Origin of the sequence: Zoogloea sp., assembly GCF_030157465.1 — a bacterium.
Classification (GTDB): Bacteria; Pseudomonadota; Gammaproteobacteria; order Burkholderiales; family Rhodocyclaceae; genus Zoogloea.
On sequence record NZ_JAOAUU010000135.1, the window covers coordinates 52,850 to 71,138 of the forward strand.

An 18,289-nucleotide genomic window follows, 5' to 3' on the forward strand; every position below is an offset into this window, starting at 1 on the left:
GAGCGGTTCAGTCGCGGGTTACCCGCAGCAGCTCTTCGGCCGAGGTGCTGCCTTCGGCCAGGAGGCGCAGGCCGTCGTCGCGCAGGCTGTGGCCGCCGCACTGGCGTGAGTGGGCGCGCAGCTCGGCTTCGTCGGCGGCGGTGTGGATGAGGCGCTGGAGGGCGTCGTCGGTGACCATCAGCTCGTAGATGCCGGTGCGGCCGGCGTAGCCGGTACGGCTGCACTGGGGGCAGCCGGGGGCGTGCCAGAGCTGGGCCGGCGTGCCGGCTCCGAGCAGCTGGCGGTCGGCATCCGTGGCCGGCTGGGCGCTGCGGCAGGCCGGGCACAGGCGGCGCACGAGGCGCTGGGCGAGCACGCCGCGCAGGGTGGAGGCGAGCAGGAATGGCTCGACGCCCATGTCTACAAGGCGGGTGACGGCGGAGGCGGCGTCGTTGGTGTGCAGGGTGGCCAGCACGAGGTGGCCGGTGAGGCTGGCCTGAACGGCGATCTGGGCGGTTTCGAGATCGCGGATTTCGCCGATCATGATGACGTCCGGATCCTGCCGGAGGATGGCGCGGAGCGCCCGGGCGAAGGTGAGGTCGATCTTGGCATTGACCGGGATCTGGCCGACGCCGGGGAGATCGTATTCGACCGGGTCTTCGACGGTGACGATGTTGCGGCTCTTGGCGTCCATGCCCTGCAGCGCGGCGTAGAGCGTGGTGCTTTTGCCGGAGCCGGTGGGGCCGGTGACGAGGAGGATGCCGTGGGGCTGTTCCAGCAGCCTGGCGAAGGGCTTGACCGTTTCGGGCGCCATGCCGAGGCTGTCCAGGCTGCGCTGGCCGCTGCCCTTGTCGAGCAGGCGCAGCACGATGCGTTCGCCGTGGGTGGTGGGCAGCGTGGAGACGCGCACGTCCACCTGCCGGCCGGCGAGGCGCAGGGCAATGCGGCCGTCCTGGGGCAGGCGCTTTTCGGCGATGTCGAGGCTGGCCATGATCTTGATGCGCGAGGCCATGGCAGCGTGCAGCGCGCGGTGGGGCTGGGCGACATCGACGAGCACGCCGTCGCGGCGAAAGCGCACGACGGAGTTCTTCTCGTAGGGTTCGATGTGGATGTCGCTGGCGGACTGGCGCACGGCCTGGGTGAGCAGCGCGTTGATCATGCGGATGATCGGCGCGTCGTCCTGGGTTTCGAGGAGGTCTTCGACCGTGGGCAGCTCGGTCATGAGCTGGGTGAGGTCGACTTCCTGGCCCACGTCGTCGACAACGGCGGAGGCGTTGCCGTCGGTGCCGGAATAGGCTTCGGACAGGCGTGCCTCGAAGGCGGCGCGGCTGATGTTTTCGATGCGCAGCGGCTGGCCGAGGGTGCGCCGGACTTCGGCGAGGGCTTCGAGGCTGGCGCCTTCGCGCAGCAGCAGCTCGGCGTGGTCGGCGCCTTGCGCGGCGACGAGAATGCCGTGGGCCTTGGCGAAGGCGTAGGGCAGGGCCGGGGCGTTCATGGGTTGTAGGCGGAGGCCGACGGCGCTGCGGCGGCCGGGGCCGGCCTCATGACCGGGGCGGCGGGGATTTCCCGCGGGCGGTTGTAGGGCACGGCCGGCGGCGGGCTGCCAGGCGGCGGCAGTTCGGGCGGGTTGGGCTCCTTGCGCATCAGGCGGTCGGGCGAATCGAACTCGCGCTGCTGGCCGATGATGTAGTTGTAGCGGTCGGCCGAGATGCTTTCGGCGCTGGCCGCGTCGCGCAGGATGACCGGGCGCAGGAAGACGATCAGGTTGGTCTTGCCGCGCTTGCGGGATTCGTAGCGGAAGAGGGCGCCGAGGTAGGGGATGTCGCCGAGGACGGGCACCTTTTCGACGCCGCCGCTGTAGGTGTCCTCGACGAGGCCGCCAAGGGCGATCACCGCACCGTCGTCCACCAGCACGGTGGATTCGATGGAGCGCTTGTTGGTGATGGGGCCGGTGGCATTGCCGACGCTGTTGGCGACGACCGTGGAGGCTTCCTGGTAGATCTGCAGGCGCACGGTGCCGCCTTCGGAGATCTGGGGCTTGACCTTGAGGGTCAGGCCCACGTCCTTGCGCTCGACGGTGGTGAAGGGGCTGGTCGTGGTGGCCGTGCCGGTGGTGGCGTAGGAGCCGGTGACGAAGGGCAGGTTCTGGCCGACGACGATCTTGGCTTCCTCGTTGTCGAGGGTGACCAGGTTGGGCGTGGACAGGATGTTGGCCTTGGTGTCGGATTCGAGCAGGCGCGCCAGCATGTTGAGGTTGGCGATCTCGCGGCCGCCGACGGTGATCGTGCCGCTGCCAAGCAGCAGGTTGAGGCCGTTGCCGGGCAGGGTGCTGGCACTGCCGCTGGCCAGACCCGCCGCCAGGTTCAGCACGTTGTTGCCGCCGGTGCTGAAGTTGGTGCCGCCGAAGGCGGTGGTGCTGCCGAGCTTGCCGGCCTGCCACTGGATGCCGATTTCGGCGGCCTTGTCGGTGCTGACTTCGGTGATCAGCGCTTCCACGTAAACCTGAGCGCGGCGCTTGTCGAGCTGGTCGATGACCTTGCGGATGTTGTTGTAGATGGCGTCCGGTGCGGTGACGATCAGCGAGTTGGTCATCGGGTCGGCCTGGACCATGCCGCTGCCGGTGCCGCCGGCGGTGTTGGTGCCGCTGGTGTTGCCGAAGGACGGGGTGCTGCCCATGCCGGTGGTGGTGTTCTGGCCGGTGCTGCCGGTGGTGTTGGGGGCGAAGCTGGATGTGCTGCTGCTGCTGCCGGCGGTGCCGGTGCCTGTCTGGCCGGCGTTGCCGGCTTCGCCGGACAGCACGGCGCGCAGGGTTTGCGCAACTTTCACGGCTTCGGCGTTCTTCAGGTAAACGACGTGGATGTTGCCGGCGGCGCCGGGCTGGTCGAGGTTGGCGACCAGCTGGCGCACACTGTTGAGCTTTGAGGGGTTGTCGGAGCGCACCAAGAGGCTGTTGGTGCGCGGGTCGCCGATCACCGAAATGCGCTGGCTGGCGTCTCCCGCCACGCCCGGCGTGCCACCGACTGCACCGCCGCCGGCGTCGTTCATCAGGCGGTTGAGTGTTTGGGCGAGGTCGAGGGCGGAGGCGTGCTTGAGGGGCATGACCCGCATGCCGCTTTGCGGAACGTCGATGGAGTCGATGATCTGGGCGATGCGGCCGATGTTCTCGGCGTAATCGGTTACCACCAGCGAGTTGTTGCCCGAGTAGGCCGTGACGGTGTTGTTGGGCGACACCAGCGGGCGGATCACCGGCACCAGCTGGGTGGCCGATTCGTGCTTGAGGTTGAAGACCTGGGTGGTCAGGCGGTCGCCGCCGCCGGCCCCCTGGCCTTTGCCCACCGGCACCGCGTGGAGCTTGGCGTCGGCTTCGGGAACGATCTTGGTGACGCCCTGGCCCTCGATGGCGGTATAGCCCTGCAGGCGCAGCGCCGACAGCAGGATCGAGTAGGTGAGGTTGCGGGCCACCGGGCGGGCCGTGACGATGTTGAGCGTGCCCTTGACCCGCGGGTCGACGACGAAGTTGCGCCCGGAAATCTTGGAGATGGCCTGGATGACGGCGCCGATGTCGGCATTCACGAAATTCAGCGACACCGGCTCGGTGTTGCCGGGCTTGTCGGCCTCGGTGGCAAGGGCCGGGGTGAGCGGCAGCGCGAGGCTGGCGGCGAGCGTGAAGGCGAGAAGGCGGCGGGCGAACCCGGGGCTGCGGCGGGTTGGTTTCATTGGTTGGACGGGTCTGGAGTGGGATGGACCGGCAGGTTCTGCGCCGGGAAGCCACCAGGAAACGGATGTGGGGCGGGCTCGTTGCCCGGATTCTGCGTCGTGGCCGCGCTGGCCGGGACGGGTGTCGGGGCGCTGCCATCGATGCCCGCGCGCTCGGCGAGGCGGATGGTCTGGCGTGCGCCGCCAATGGAGAGTTCGACCGAGTCGCCCTTGACGAGGGCGAGGGTGACGCCGGGGCGGACTTCCTGCCCCTCGACGATGCCTTGCTGGGCGCCGCCGTCAACAGAAATGACGGCCCAGCCGGGGCGTTTGCCCGAGCCGGTTACGACGGCCTGCAGGGCATAACGGCCGGGCTGGACGGGCGCTGCCGCGGTGCTGCCGGCTGCGGCCTGCCCCATCAGGTGCCGGCTGGCGATGGCCTGGGCGGCAGCTTGCGGGTCGGCGAGGCTGGCGACGGGAAGGGCCGGGGCGCTCGGCGCACTGAAACGCCAGAACAGGTCGGCGGCCACCCAGGCCGTGACGGCCAGTGCCAGCCCCCAGGCCAGCACGGGGCCGAGGCGCGCAGCGCGTTGCCAGGAAATGCCGGACAGGTCGGGGCGTTCGGGGAGCTTCATCGTTGCGCGGGACAAAAGACCGTCAATCTTATCCGCCCTCTGTTACAGGCGAAAGCAACTTATTGATACCGGGCGCCCGGCTCGCGCCTGCGTGCCGGCTGCGGATCGTGCGCCCATGCTTAGGACAAAGGCGTTACGGGCGGCTATTGGCGCAGCACCGCCGGCAGGGCGCCGGCCCAGCCCAGGGCTTCGAGCACGGCGGCAAATTCGCCATCCGGCGGGGCGACGAGATCGAGCGGCTCGCCGGTGTACGGGTGGGTGAGCTGCATCCGCGCGCAGGCCAGCAGCATCCGGTGGCAGCCAAAAAGCGTCTGGAACAGCCGGTTGTGGCGGCCCTTGCCGAAGGTGGCGTCGCCGATCACGGGGTGGGCGACGTGCTTGAGGTGGCGGCGAATCTGGTGGCGGCGGCCCGTGTGGGGTGTGACTTCGACGAGGGCATAGCGGCTGGTGGGGTAGCGGTCCACCTGGTGGGGGAGTTCGCAGGTGGCGAGGCAGCGGAAATCGGTGACGGCCGGCTGGGCTTCGTCGGAGGTCTTGTCGCCCACCCACTCGGCGTCGTCGCGACGGCGGCTCAGGGCGTGGTCGATGTGGCCGGATTCGGGCGGATGGCCGCGCACCACGGCGAGGTAGGTCTTGGCCACTTCCTGACGTTCGAACTGCCCGCCCAGGAGGCGGGCGGTTTCCTTGTCCAGCGCAAAGACCAGCACGCCCGAGGTGCCCCGGTCGAGCCGGTGGGCGGGGTACACGCGGCGCCCGATCTGGTCGCGCAGCAGCTGCACGGCGAAACGCGTTTCGTGGCGGTCGATTTCGCTGCGATGAACGAGCAGGCCGGAGGGCTTGTGAATGACGACGATATGTTCGTCGCGAAAAATGATGGGAAGCATGGGGCGGGATGGTAGTTCAGACGGCGGCGGAGCTGAAGCCCGCTTGGGCGCACGCGTCTGCTTGGGGGGCTTTGCAGTGTATTTGTTTTTTTATGTGTGTTGGGTGCCGTGATTGTTGCCCTAACTTGGGTAATTCAGAGAAAAAAGCTTTTGCTCTAAAGATGGGTGGTGAGCGGTCGTTAATCGCCTTTGGTTGCTTTGTCATATTTTTTTGTAGGTAATTGATTCTGGGTTCGTGCGCATATCCACACTGAGGCAGGGGCGCGCCTGGTTACGAGTGATAGGGGGGAATATGAATAAAAATTTATTTCGGCTGGTGTTCAGCAAAAAGCACAATTCTGTCGTCGTCGCCTCCGAAGTGTCGAAGGCGCATGGCAAGGACTCGAAAGCCCGAACCGGCAAGAGAAAAGTGCCGGGTGTCTGGCGTGCTGCTGCGATGGCATTGAGCCTTGGGGCTCTAGGCCTTGGAACATCGGCTTGGGCTCAGATTCTGCCGGGCGGTTATATCTATGCGATTCAGGGCGGCAACACCCCGAACGTTTTCAGCGACTACTCTGTCAATTTCACCGCTGCGAATTCCGGCAGCAATTATCTGCTTTTTGCCTTTCGGCAGGATCCGGCTTTCTGGACTTTCGGGAATGTCTCCCTGACGCTTCAAGGAGATGCAAACAATTTGCTGATCAACCCCAATTTTGCTCAGGGGGGGGCGGTAGGGGGTAATGGCATCCAGGCGCCTGCGAACTGGGGTGTCGTCTATCAAAACGGAACCACGCCCACTGCTGCTGGCCAATGGAAAGCGCCGGGGACGGCGCAATACACCTCGACCAGCGGCCTTGGAGTGAATACCGGCACGAGCGGTTCGTGGTATGACGGCGCGGTAGGCAGCTTTGACGGTATTTATCAAGGACTCAGCCTGACGGCCGGTTCAATTTATACGGTTTCGTTCTCCGCCCTGTCCAACAACGTCGCCGATACCAGCGAGGTACAACTGGGGGTTTACGCCGGCCCGTGCGCATCGCTTCTCGCGTCGCCAACGGCTTGCGATCCCAGCGCAGGCGGATTTACACCGCTTTTCCTACCGTCCGAAACGACAGGCGCAGGCGGTCCTGTTGCGACCGACATTGCCACCAGTGGCTCACCGCATCTAGCCGCCGGCCTAGCGGGTGGAACGCTGAATCCGGTGTTCGATGGCGGCACGCTGAGGATGGATTCTGCGAATCACGTTTACTCCCAGGGCTTCACGATCAACACCACTGGGGGAGCCATCGATCAAAGTGGTATCGCCTCGACGTTCTCCGGTGTCATCGCAGATACTGCCGGCCCAGGGGCGCTGACCATTTCAAATGGTGATTCGGGTGGCTCGGTGACCTTCTCGGGAATCAACACCTATACCGGCAGCACCACGATCAACAGCGGCGCCACCCTTGCCCTGTCCGGCTCAGGCAGCATCGCTGCGTCGAGCGGCGTGATCGACAACGGCATCTTCGACATTTCCGGCACCACCTCCGGCGCGACGATCAAGACCCTTTCCGGTAACGGTGCGGTGGCTCTTGGCACCAAGACTCTCACCTTGTCCAACGCCGCCGGCACCTTCAGTGGCGTCGTCGGCGGCAGTGGCGGCCTCAGCGTGACGGGCGGCAGCGAAACCCTCACCGGCGCCAACACCTACACCGGCGCGACCAGCGTCGGCAGCGGCGCCACGCTGACCCTGTCCGGCGCCGGTTCGCTCGCCTCGAACGCGATCAGCATCGCCAGCGGCGCCACCTTCAACGACAGCAACGGCGGCCTGTCGGCCAGCGCCAACGTCACCGACAACGGCACCCTCACCCTCGGCGCCAGCGAAGCCATCAACCAGCTCGACGGCAGCGGCGCGGTCGGCCTCGGCAGCCACACGCTGACGCTCAACCAAGGCAGCTTCAGTGGCGTCATCGGCGGCACCGGCGGCCTCGTCAAGGCCGGCGCCGGCACCCTGACGCTGTCCGGCACCAACACCTACAGCGGCGGCACCACCGTGAATGGCGGCACCGTGGCGGTCTCGTCCGACGCCAACCTCGGCAACGCGGCCGGCCCGCTCGCGCTCGACAACGGCACGCTGCACAGCACGGCAAGCTTCACCACCGCCCGCGCCACCAGCCTCACCGGCACCGGCACGCTCACCACCGACGCAGGCACGACGCTGCAGGACACCGGCGCCGTCAGCGGCACCGGCGCGCTGCTCAAGAACGGCGCCGGCACCCTGCAACTGTGCGGTGACGTGAGCAACAGCGGCGGCGCCAGCGTGGCGGCGGGGCGTCTCGACCTGTGCGGCAACTACACCGCGCCGGGTGCCGTGAGCATCGCCAGCGGCGCGACCCTCGGCGTCACCGGCACCACCAGCCTCGCCTCGTCCAGCGGCATCACCAACAGCGGCACCCTCGACATCTCCGGCACCAGTGCCGGCACCACCGCCCAAACCGTCAGTGGCAGCGGCAACATCGCACTGGGCAGCCAGACCCTGACGCTCAGCAACGCCGCCGGCACCATCAGTGGCATCGTTGGCGGCAGTGGCGGCCTCAGCGTGACGGGCGGCAGCGAAACCCTCACCGGCGCCAACACCTACACCGGCGCGACCAGCGTCGGCAGCGGCGCCACGCTGACCCTGTCCGGCGCCGGTTCGCTCGCCTCGAACGCGATCAGCATCGCCAGCGGCGCCACCTTCAACGACAGCAACGGCGGCCTGTCGGCCAGCGCCAACGTCACCGACAACGGCACCCTCACCCTCGGCGCCAGCGAAGCCATCAACCAGCTCGACGGCAGCGGCGCGGTCGGCCTCGGCAGCCACACGCTGACGCTCAACCAAGGCAGCTTCAGTGGCGTCATCGGCGGCACCGGCGGCCTCGTCAAGGCCGGCGCCGGCACCCTGACGCTGTCCGGCACCAACACCTACAGCGGCGGCACCACCGTGAATGGCGGCACCGTGGCGGTCTCGTCCGACGCCAACCTCGGCAACGCGGCCGGCCCGCTCGCGCTCGACAACGGCACGCTGCACAGCACGGCAAGCTTCACCACCGCCCGCGCCACCAGCCTCACCGGCACCGGCACGCTCACCACCGACGCAGGCACGACGCTGCAGGACACCGGCGCCGTCAGCGGCACCGGCGCGCTGCTCAAGAACGGCGCCGGCACCCTGCAACTGTGCGGTGACGTGAGCAACAGCGGCGGCGCCAGCGTGGCGGCGGGGCGTCTCGACCTGTGCGGCAACTACACCGCGCCGGGTGCCGTGAGCATCGCCAGCGGCGCGACCGTGGCCCTTGTGGGCACCACCACCTGGCCTCTGCCAGCGGCCTCGCCAACGACGGCACCCTCGACATCTCGGGCACCACGTCTTCGCTCGGCTCCACCATCACCGCCCTGACAGGCGGCGGCGAAGTTGTCCTGGGCAACCGTAACCTCAACCTCAGCAATGCCAGCGGCAGCTTTGGCGGCGTGATCAGCGGCACTGGCGGCGTAGCCGTCAAGGGAGGCAGCCAGACTTTCTCCGGCGCCAACACCTACACCGGTGCGACGACCATCGACAGCGGTGCAACGCTGGCCCTCACCGGTGCCGGTACGGCCGGTGTGGCCAGCACGCTTGTTAACAACGGCAGCTTCGATGTTTCCGGCTCCGCTGCCGGGGCTTCGATCGCAACCGTGGTCGGGTCCGGTAATGTCATCCTCGGTAGTCAAAGCCTTACGCTCAGCAACGCCAGCGGCAATTTTGACGGGGTGATTTCCGGTACCGGCGGCCTCAATGTCGCTTCAGGTGTCGTCGCCCTCGGTGGTGTCAGCACCTACACGGGTGGCACCACCATCGGCAACGGCGCCATCGTTCGTGTTTCGTCCGACGCCAACCTCGGTGGGGCCGGTGGTGTTCTGAACCTGAATGGCGGCACCCTGCAGAGCACCTCCAGCTTCACCACCGCCCGTGACATCAACGTCACCGGAACCGGCACCCTGCAGGCGGATAACGGCACCACCCTCAGCGGCAGCGGAGTCGTTTCGGGCAGCGGCGCCCTCGTCAAGAACGGTGGCGGCGCGGTCGTGCTCAGTGGCGACCTGGCTCACACCGGCGGAACGGTGGTCAATCAGGGCAGCTTGCAGCTTTCCGGTGCCAACAGCTACACCGGTGGCACCACGCTCAACGGTGGCACGCTCAAAGTGGCATCCGACGCCAGCCTGGGGGCGGGTAGCAGCGCCATCACTTTCAATGGCGGAACCCTGCAGGCCACCACCAGCTTCAGTTCTGCCCGTGACGTCAACGCCACCGGCGGCGGCACCGTGGCCACCGATACCGGTGCCACCCTCAGCCTGACCGGCTCGCTGGTCGGGGCGGGGCAACTGAACAAGACGGGTGCCGGCACCCTTGTCCTGTCGGGCGACAGCTCCGGTGACCACACCGTCGGCTCTGGCTGGACAGGCGGCATGATCGTCAATGGGGGCCTCGTGCAGGTCACCAACGCCTGGGGTCTCGGCTGGGGCAACGTCACCGTGAATGGCGGCACCGTCAACACCACGGTGGATATCCTGACCGGGCAGTCCATCATCCTGGCCGGCAACACCACGGTTAACGTCGATACCGGCACCACCACCACGCTTTCCGGCACCATCACCGACACGGGTAGCGACTCGGGCGGTAGCTCGGGCTGCTTCGTCAAGTCTGGCCTGGGCACGCTCAACCTCACCGGTGTCATGACCCAGAGCAACGGCACCTGCGTCCAGCAGGGTGAGTTGCGCGCCAACGGCACCCTCGACAGCGTCGTCTCCGTGGATTCGCCGGCCATCCTGCGTGGTACCGGCCTGGTTAACGGCCCGATCTCGGTGCATGGCATTCTCGCCCCCGGCAATTCGCCGGGTACGCTGACCACCACCGGCACGGTCACGATGCTTGCCGGCAGCTCCTTCCAGGCCGACATCAACGGCCTCGGCACGGCTTCAGGCCCGGGCAACTACTCGCGCCTGCTGGTTACCGGGGCGGGCAACCAGTTTGTCGCAGGCGGCGCCACGCTGGCGCCCAACCTCACGGCCATAACCGGTGCGGTCACCTACACGCCCTACGTTCCGCAACTGGGCGACACCTTCCGCATCATTACTGCCGATGGCGGCATCTCCGGCCGCTTTGCGCCACTGGCCCAGCCTGACGGCATGGCCACCGGCACCCGCATGGCGGTGTTCTACGATGTCTTCGGCAGCAATAGTGTCGATCTGCGCGTGATTCCGACCTCCTACGCCAGCGGCCTGCAGGCCGTCAATGGCAATGCCCGGGCTCTCGGCGCCGCGGTGGATCGCATCGTGACCGCCGACCAGCAGGGCGCCTCGACCACGGCCCAGGGCCAGCTCTTCTACACGCTGGCCGGTCTCAACGCAGCCCAGTTGCCGGGCGTGATGACGGCCTTGTCCGGCGAGGTGCATGCCGCGCTTGCCGCTGCTGCGCCGCGTGCGGGCCAATGGACCCAGGGCGCCATCGGACGGCAGCTGGGCAGTGGCTCCAGCCGCAATGCCGCCGATTCCACCGATCTGCATGACCACCGCGCCTTGTGGATCGAAATGGGGGCCAACCGCGGCCAGTGGAGCAGCGACAGCACGTCGTCCGGCTTCCGTACCGATCGCACCCAGTTTGCGATCGGTGGTGATGTCGCCAGCACCGCCAATGCCCGGCTCGGCGTGGGTTTCTCCCATGCCAGTTCCAACCTGGCAATGAGCGGTGTGAGCGCCTCGGGCTCGATGGACGAAAACCTGTTCTTCGGCTACGGGCAGTACCGCACGGGGGGCTACGCCATCGACGGTGTGCTGGGCTACGGCAGCAGCACCTGGGAAAGCACCCGTGTCGACCCGATCGCCGGAGCCGGCAGCCTCAAGACGCATCAGCGTGGCGAGAACTGGCTGGCCGGTGTGGCCGTGCGCAAGCCGGTCGAGCTGCTGACCACCGTTGTCGAGCCCTTCGTGCGGACTTTGTTCCAGCAAACCACCCGTGGTGATGTCAGCGAAGGCTCGGCATCGACCGCCGCCCTCAGCCTCGACAAGTACTCCGCCAACGGCTTCCGTGCGATGGTCGGCGTAGCGGCGGGGTCGATCCGCAAGGATCCGCTCTCCGCGCCCTACACCTACCAGGCCGAGATCGGCGTGGGTCAGGATAGCGGTAACGCCGTGCGCCCGACCTTGCGCGCCTCGCTGGCTGGCGAGAGCTTTACCGTGGCAGGGCCCCAGGTTGGCCGCAGCTTTGGCCAGATTGGTGTCTCCGGCACGCTGCGGCTTGCGCCGCAGGCCTTCGCCTACATCGGCCTGACTGGCGAAGCGCGTTCGGGGCAGTCCGATATCGGTGGCAACCTCGGCGTGCGCGTCGCGTTCTGATGCCCTAGACGTCCCCCCCCCCCGGAAGGGCGGGTTCATCCCGAATTGCCCGCCCAAAAGGCGGGCAGTTTTTTTGTGCCCGGCGAGCGCAAGAAGCCTCAGTTCGTCATTCCGGAGCCGCAAAGCGGAATCCGGAGCTCAGAAGTACGTGTTTTTGCCGCAGGGTTTGTCGTCACCCGGGGCGTCCGGCAGGCCGGGGCTCTGCGCTGGTTTCGCGCACGGCGCGGGTTGGCCCCGAGATGAAACAATAAATTTTTGCGCGAACAAATTGTGCTCACCCGGGTCACAATCCACGTATGCAGAATAATTTGACCCTGACTCCGCCCCTCTCACCGGATGCAGTTCTTGCGTGTATTCATGCCGCACTGCCTCCCCAGCGCCAAAGCCAGCGCGACCTCCCGAAACTCGCCGCGCGGCTTCATGCGCTGATCGACGCTGCTGATCTGCCCGACCGCCTCGATGCCTGGCGTGACCTGACCGCCTGGCTGGCGGGCGGCTCGCTCTGGAACGACGTCTATATCGATACGGTCGATGTTCACGGCTCGGCCACCCAGCGTTTCGCCGTGCTGATGGACGTGCTCGCGGCCAATTCCGATCTGGCCGCCGACGTGCGCCGGGCCATCCGGGCGATCCTCGACGAAACCGACGCTGCCAACCTGTTCGGCGAAGTGGGCATTCCCAGTGACCGGGGCTTCCTGTCCGAATTCGGCGACCGCCTGACCGCGAAACTGATCCCCTCGCCGCGGGACGATCACGATCTGTCCCACCTGGTGAGCCGCAGTTTCCGGCGTGACCGGGATCTGACCCTGATCCGCGGGCTGCAGCCGTCCACCTTTCAGCGTGCCGTGGACATCCTCTTCCCGAGCACCGAGCCGGAAATGGCTCAGGCTCTGCGCAGCGCCATGGCCGACGGCTTCCGGCTGCTTGTGGCGCGGGTGCAGGGGCAGGGCTTGTCGCTCAAGCTGCGGACCCGCAGCGAGCGCCGCCCGGTGGCCGCCTCGCCGTTCAAGCGGCTTGCCGACAGCGGCGAAAACCTGCTGTGCGCGTGGGAGCAGCAGCGGATTTCCGGGCCTTTGCTAGATGCCTGGCAGGCCGACCTGGAGGCGTGCCGGGAGGAGATGCAGCTCATTTCAAAACGTCTGGAGTCGGAAGGCATCAGCGTCGATATCGTCTACGGCCTCGATGTGCTGGAGCGCTGCCTCGCCCGCATGGAAAGCATCGTCGGCGTGATGAGCGCCGAGCCGGGGGCGCCCGGCCCGCAACTGCTGCTTTGGCAGCAACTCGCCTACGCGGCCCATGAAAGCACCAGCCTGCGCCACCTGGTGCGCAGCAACCTGCAGCGGCTTCAGCGCCGCATCGTCGACCGGGCGGGCGAAACGGGCGAGCACTACATCGCCGAAACGCCCGACGACTACCGTCACATCTGGATCGCGGCGGCCGGTGGCGGCCTGCTGACCGTGGGCACCGCGGCCGCGAAAATGGCCATTGCCGGCGCGGGCCTCGCGCTGTTTGTCGAAGGCTTCACCTCGGGCCTCAATTACGCGCTGAGTTTTCTGCTGCTGCAGGCCTTCGGCCTCATGCTCGCCACCAAGCAGCCGGCGATGACCGCGGCGGCCTTCGCGGCGATCATCCGAGACAGAAAAGGCGGCGAACGGCTCGACGTGATCGTCGATTACGCCGCGTGTATCTGCCGCTCCCAGCTTGCCGCCACCATCGCCAACGTGGTGCTGGTGGCCACCGGGGCCTACGCCTTCGACGCCATGTGGCAATTCGTGACTGGCCACTCCTACCTGTCCGCCTCCGAGGCCGCGTACGTGTTCCACTCGCTGAGCCCGGTGGATAGCGGCACGGTGTTCTACGCCGCGCTCACCGGCGTCGTGCTCTATCTCGCCGCCCTCGTCGGTGGCTGGGTGGATAACTGGGTCGTGTATCACCGGCTGCCCCAGGCGATTGCCGAACACCGGCTGGGCCGGCGCTTCGGGCCGATGCGCATGATCCGCCTCGCAGGCGTCGTGTCGCGCAACATGTCGGGCTGGGCCACCAACATCTCGCTGGGCCTCATGCTTGGCATGACCCCGGTGCTGGGCAAGTTTTTTGGCCTGCCCCTCGACGTGCGCCACGTGACGCTCAACTCCGGCATCCTGAGCCTTGCCACCTCGTCGCTGGAGTTGCCGCTGGTGGGCACCGGACTGCTCACCCTGGCGATTGCCGGGGTTGCCGTGATGTTCGTCCTCAACCTGGGGGTGAGCTTTGCGCTGTCGCTGCTCACTGCAGTGCGCGCCTACGATCTGCCCAGGGCCGACCTGCGTGAATTGCGCCGTCGCCTGTGGCTGCGCCTGCGCACCCGACCGCGCGATTTCTTCCTGCCGCCAATGCGCTCTGCCGTCACTTCGTGACGACCCCGCCGGGCTCAAGCTTGCCGGCCGGCCGCCGTTAATCCTCCCGCGGCGACCGGCCTGTTCATTCCTTCCGGATCAGGGTGGACGCTGCGCCAGCCCCGATCAATGCGCCCCTATGCGGCTGCCCGCCGCCCGAGAGCCCGGTATGAACGCGCCTGAACGAAATCTGAAACCACCCCCTCGCCGCAGCGGCGAACTGGCCGGCATCGTCCTGGTCAATGAAGAGATCAAGGCCATCGTTGCGACGGCCTTCCGCATCAACCTGATGGCCCTCAACGCCATCTTCCTGGCCAAGCGGGCCGGCAACGCGGCCCTGGGTTTCGGGGTGCTGTCCAACGAGCTGCGCCGCTTCGCCCAGGATCTGACACGTCGCATGTCGTCCCTGCGTGACATGACGTCCGGCTCGGTCGGCAGCGTGACCGGAGTCGTCCAGCAACAGCGCAACACCGCGATTCTCACCGAGGCGTTCCGCCTGAGCGGCGAAGGCGTGCCCGGTGTGCGTGAAGCGAGAAAGCGCGGCGCCTTGCGCCTGGCCGAACAGCAGGCAAGCCTGCGAGCCCTCGACCTGCGCCTGCGTGCAGCCGTGGAAGAAACCCAACAACTGGTCGAACTGGGCGGCGTGCTGGCCCGCTCGGCCAAGATCGAGGCGGCCTACGGCGGTGGCTTCAGCCCGGCGTTGATGCAGGTCTCGACGGATTTCGCGGAGGTGATCGCCCAGATCAAGCGATCCCTCGAAGTGCTTGGCAAGGAACGGCTAGTAAAGGACTGAAAACCCATGAAGCAGGCTCACTGTATCTACCAGGACGACGAACATCGCTGGCTGGCGATTGCCCGCGACCCGAGCAAACCCGGCTACATCATCGATACCAACGAATACGTGATCGTCGATGGTAACGAGGCACTGTTGTGCGATCCGGGCGGCATCGAGATATTTCCGTCGGTGTTCTCGGCGCTGTCGGCCGAGTGCGACCCGACCACGCTCGCGGGCATCTTCGCCTCCCACCAGGATCCGGACATCATCTCGTCGCTGGCCCTGTGGCTCGAATTCAAGCCTGACCTCAAGTGCTACACCAGCTGGCTGTGGCAATCCTTCCTGCCCCACTTCGGCGGAACCGATTCCACCTTCGTGCCGATCCCCGATCCGGGCATGACGATCAAGCTTGGCGGGCTGGAGTTGCAGGCGATTCCTGCCCATTACCTGCACTCGTCCGGCAACCATCACCTGTACGACCCGAAATCCAAGATCCTGTTTTCCGGCGATGTGGGTGCCGCGTTGCTGCCGCCCGATCAGAACAACCTTTACGTGGAGGATTTCTCCCGCCACATCCGCCATGCCGAAGGTTTCCACAAGCGCTGGATGGGTTCGGACAAGGCCAAGCGCGACTGGTGTGAGCGGGTTTCGCGCCTCGATATCGACATGCTGGTGCCGCAGCACGGCGCCATCTACCAGGGCGCCGACGTGCAGCGCTTCATCAACTGGTTCGCGGCGCTGGAAGTCGGCGTGCTGCGCGGATAAAGTTCAGGGCTCCACGCCTGCGGGGCCCGGTGACGTTTTTCAGCTTGCCGCTGCCGCCGGCTGTTTTTCGACGCGTCACTTCGAGGCGACATGTACCTGGCTCTCAAGCATTTCCACATCACCTGCGTCGTGCTGAGCGGCGCAGGTTTTGCATTGCGCGGATGGTGGGCGATCACCGGCTCGGGCCTGCTTCGGGCGAAACTGACCCGCCGCCTGCCGCACATCATCGATACCTGCCTCCTGGGCAGTGCCATCACGCTGGCCTGGATGTCCGGCCAGTATCCCTTTGTGCAAGGCTGGCTGACCGCCAAGGTGCTGGGCCTGCTGGCTTACATCGGGCTGGGCATGCTGGCGCTCAAGCCTGGACGGCCGTCTGGCGTGAGGCGGGTCGCATTCCTGGCTGCGCTGGCCACCTTCGCTTACATCGTGTCGGTGGCGCTCAGCAAGAATCCGCTCGGCTTTCTGGGCGGCATCTAGTCACCAGCGAGCTGCCGCTTGCCGCCTGATCAGGCGGCTTCGGCGTCGATTCGCCGCAGTTTGCGCTTTGTGCAGGGTTTTACGCTGCGTGGTGGTTGAGCAGGCGCTTGAGGCCGGGGGTGTCGAGAATGCGGATGTGCTTCTGCTGGACGGCCACCAGGCCTTCTTCCTGGAAGCGCGAGAAGGCACGCGAGACGGTTTCTAGCTTGAGCCCGAGGTAGGAGCCGATCTCGTCGCGGGTCATGCGCAGGTGAAACTCGGACGGCGAGAAGCCCCGCGCCGTGAAACGCTGTGACATGTTGAGCAGGAAGGCCGCCAGCCGCTCTTCGGCGCGCATCGAGCCGAGCAGCATCATCACGCCGTGGTCGCGAACGATTTCGCGGCTCATGATTTTGTGGAACTGGTGCTGCAGGCTTTCGACCTGGCGGGACAGTTCTTCAAGGCGGCTGAACGGAATCACGCAGACTTCGCTGTCTTCGAGGGCGATGGCATTGCAGGAGTGGTGCTCCGTGCTGATGCCGTCGAGGCCGAGGACTTCGCCGGTCATCTGGAAGCCGGTCACCTGGTCGCGGCCGTCCTCCAGGATGACGTCGGTTTTGAAGGAGCCGGCGCGGATCGCGTAGATCGCCTCGAAGCCGTCGCCCGAGCGGTAGAGATGCTGCTGGCGCTTGATCTTGCGGCGGGCACCGACGAGCTCGTCGAGCTGGTCGACCTCCCGGGGGTCAAGGCCGAAAGGCAGGCACAGCTCCCGCAGGTTGCACTGGGAGCAGGCCGTCTTGATCTCTGTTGTCGTTACCGGAACTACCGATTTCATCTGCACGGGCAATCACCTGAGCTAAGGGGTTTTACCAACCTTTGGAGCCCTTTGATCCACATCAATACTATTCGGGGGTGATTCTGCGATTGTTTCAGGCAACCAACAGAAGTCTCACCATGAACACGATTCAAAAAGACCTGATTTTCGACCCCGAGCTCATTCGCAAGTTCGATGTGAATGGCCCGAGGTACACCTCGTACCCCACCGCTGACCGCTTTGTTGAAGCGTTCAACTCTGATGCGCTTTGCCACTGGCTCGGAAAGCGGTCGATTGGCGGTATTGGCAAACCTCTTTCATTATACTTCCACATCCCCTTCTGCAATACGATCTGCTACTACTGCGCCTGCAACAAGATCATCACGAAGGACCACGGCCGCTCGGCCAAGTATCTCGAATACCTCGAAAAGGAAGTCGATCTCCAGGCCGCCTGCCTGCAGGGGCCGCGGGAAGTGCTTCAACTGCACCTGGGCGGCGGTACGCCCACCTTCCTCTCCCATGATGAACTGCGCCAGCTGATGGGCATCGTGAAGAAGCATTTCACGCTGGTGCCCGATGGCGAGTATTCCATTGAGGTCGACCCGCGCAAGGTCGATGAGGCCACCGTTGCGCTGCTGGCCGAACTCGGCTTCAACCGCATGAGTGTCGGCATCCAGGATTTCAACCCCGATGTGCAAAAGGCGGTGAACCGTGTCCAGAGCGAGGACGAAACCCGCCTGGTGATCGATGCCGCCCGTGCCCACGGCTTCAAGTCGATCAGTGTGGACCTGATCTATGGTCTGCCCAAGCAGAACGTCATCAGCTTCAACCGCACGCTGGAACAAATCCTGTCGCTGTCGCCCGACCGCCTGTCGATCTACAACTACGCGCATCTGCCCAGCCTCTTCAAGCCGCAGCGCCGCATCGTCGATGCGCAGTTGCCGTCCGGTGAAACCAAGCTGCAGATCATGCAGCTGGCGATCCGCCGCCTGACCGAGGCCGGCTACGTGTTCATCGGCATGGACCACTTCGCCAAGCCGACTGACGAGCTTACCACCGCCCAGCGTCAGGGCCGTCTGCACCGCAACTTCCAGGGTTATTCCACCTACGCCGAGTGCGACCTGCTGGCCTTCGGTGTGTCGGCCATCGGCAAGGTGGGCCCAACCTACGCGCAAAACGTAAAAACCCTGGACGAGTACTACGACATCCTCGACACCGGCCGCCTGCCGGTGCTGCGCGGTATCGAGCTTACCCCGGACGACCTTCTGCGCCGCTCGATCATCCAGGCGCTGATGTGCCATTTCGAGCTGTCGATCGAATCCATCGAAATCGCCCACCTGATCGACTTCAAAACGTATTTCGCCTCCGAGATCGCCGACCTGCGTGACATGGAGAAGGGCGGACTGCTGCAGATCGACGAGCAGTGGATCACCGTGCTGCCGGCCGGCCGCATGCTGGTGCGGGCAATTGCCATGGTTTTCGACCGCTACCTGCGTTCCGACCGCGAGCGCACCCGTTATTCGAAAGTGATCTGAAGCCTTCCG

The 18,289-nt window shown here is 66.0% G+C and carries 12 protein-coding genes and 1 pseudogene; 8 read left to right on the forward strand and 5 right to left on the reverse strand.

What is annotated here, in order from left to right:
* Nucleotides 1-7 precede the first annotated feature (7 nt).
* The 4 genes from gspE to Q1W26_RS16305 all read right to left on the reverse strand — a co-directional run bounded on the left by gspE (nucleotide 8) and on the right by Q1W26_RS16305 (nucleotide 5,194).
* Nucleotides 8-1,474: a type II secretion system ATPase GspE gene (gene gspE, locus Q1W26_RS16290; protein ID WP_300442385.1), complete on the reverse strand. Its 1,467-nt coding sequence runs from the start codon at nucleotides 1,472-1,474 to the stop codon at nucleotides 8-10.
* On the reverse strand, nucleotides 1,471-3,696 hold the full coding sequence (gene gspD, locus Q1W26_RS16295; RefSeq protein ID WP_300442387.1) for a type II secretion system secretin GspD: 2,226 nt from the start codon (nucleotides 3,694-3,696) through the stop codon (nucleotides 1,471-1,473). Before gspD ends, gspE begins: the two co-directional genes overlap by 4 nt.
* Complete coding sequence (locus Q1W26_RS16300) at nucleotides 3,693-4,310, reverse strand: type II secretion system protein N (protein WP_300442389.1); 618 nt, start codon at nucleotides 4,308-4,310, stop codon at nucleotides 3,693-3,695. The genes gspD and Q1W26_RS16300 overlap by 4 nt, the downstream gene beginning before the upstream one ends.
* 143 nt (nucleotides 4,311-4,453) lie before the next feature.
* Nucleotides 4,454-5,194, reverse strand: a complete 741-nt coding sequence (locus Q1W26_RS16305) for a tRNA pseudouridine(65) synthase TruC (protein WP_300442391.1) — start codon at nucleotides 5,192-5,194, stop codon at nucleotides 4,454-4,456.
* Nucleotides 5,195-5,486: 292 nt separating this feature from the next.
* On the opposite strand from Q1W26_RS16305, the pseudogene Q1W26_RS21525 reads away from it, so the two are divergent.
* From Q1W26_RS21525 to Q1W26_RS16335, 7 genes and pseudogenes are all read left to right on the forward strand, one after another.
* Nucleotides 5,487-5,594 (forward strand): annotated as a pseudogene (locus tag Q1W26_RS21525) (ESPR-type extended signal peptide-containing protein); the annotation flags it as partial.
* A gap of 804 nt (nucleotides 5,595-6,398) precedes the next feature.
* Complete coding sequence (locus Q1W26_RS16310; RefSeq protein ID WP_300442393.1) at nucleotides 6,399-8,588, forward strand: autotransporter-associated beta strand repeat-containing protein; 2,190 nt, start codon at nucleotides 6,399-6,401, stop codon at nucleotides 8,586-8,588.
* Nucleotides 8,589-8,659: 71 nt separating this feature from the next.
* Entirely contained in the window at nucleotides 8,660-11,560 is a 2,901-nt protein-coding gene (locus Q1W26_RS16315) for an autotransporter outer membrane beta-barrel domain-containing protein (protein ID WP_300442456.1), read from the forward strand.
* 308 nt (nucleotides 11,561-11,868) lie between these two features.
* Entirely contained in the window at nucleotides 11,869-13,956 is a 2,088-nt protein-coding gene (locus Q1W26_RS16320; protein ID WP_300442394.1) for a hypothetical protein, read from the forward strand.
* A gap of 148 nt (nucleotides 13,957-14,104) precedes the next feature.
* On the forward strand, nucleotides 14,105-14,728 hold the full coding sequence (locus tag Q1W26_RS16325; protein WP_300442396.1) for a chemotaxis protein: 624 nt from the start codon (nucleotides 14,105-14,107) through the stop codon (nucleotides 14,726-14,728).
* Nucleotides 14,729-14,734: 6 nt separating this feature from the next.
* Nucleotides 14,735-15,475, forward strand: coding sequence for an MBL fold metallo-hydrolase (locus tag Q1W26_RS16330; RefSeq protein ID WP_300442398.1), 741 nt, complete (start codon nucleotides 14,735-14,737; stop codon nucleotides 15,473-15,475).
* 90 nt (nucleotides 15,476-15,565) lie between these two features.
* Complete coding sequence (locus Q1W26_RS16335) at nucleotides 15,566-15,952, forward strand: SirB2 family protein (RefSeq protein WP_300442399.1); 387 nt, start codon at nucleotides 15,566-15,568, stop codon at nucleotides 15,950-15,952.
* 79 nt (nucleotides 15,953-16,031) lie between these two features.
* Here the strand turns inward: Q1W26_RS16335 and fnr are convergent, their stop codons facing one another.
* On the reverse strand, nucleotides 16,032-16,766 hold the full coding sequence (fnr, locus tag Q1W26_RS16340) for a fumarate/nitrate reduction transcriptional regulator Fnr (RefSeq protein WP_300442401.1): 735 nt from the start codon (nucleotides 16,764-16,766) through the stop codon (nucleotides 16,032-16,034).
* Between the two features lie 119 nt (nucleotides 16,767-16,885).
* Between fnr and hemN the strand changes: the two genes are divergently transcribed.
* Nucleotides 16,886-18,280 (forward strand): oxygen-independent coproporphyrinogen III oxidase, encoded by a 1,395-nt coding sequence (gene hemN, locus Q1W26_RS16345; protein WP_300442403.1) that lies wholly within the window; start codon nucleotides 16,886-16,888, stop codon nucleotides 18,278-18,280.
* The last annotated feature ends 9 nt before the right edge of the window (nucleotides 18,281-18,289 follow it).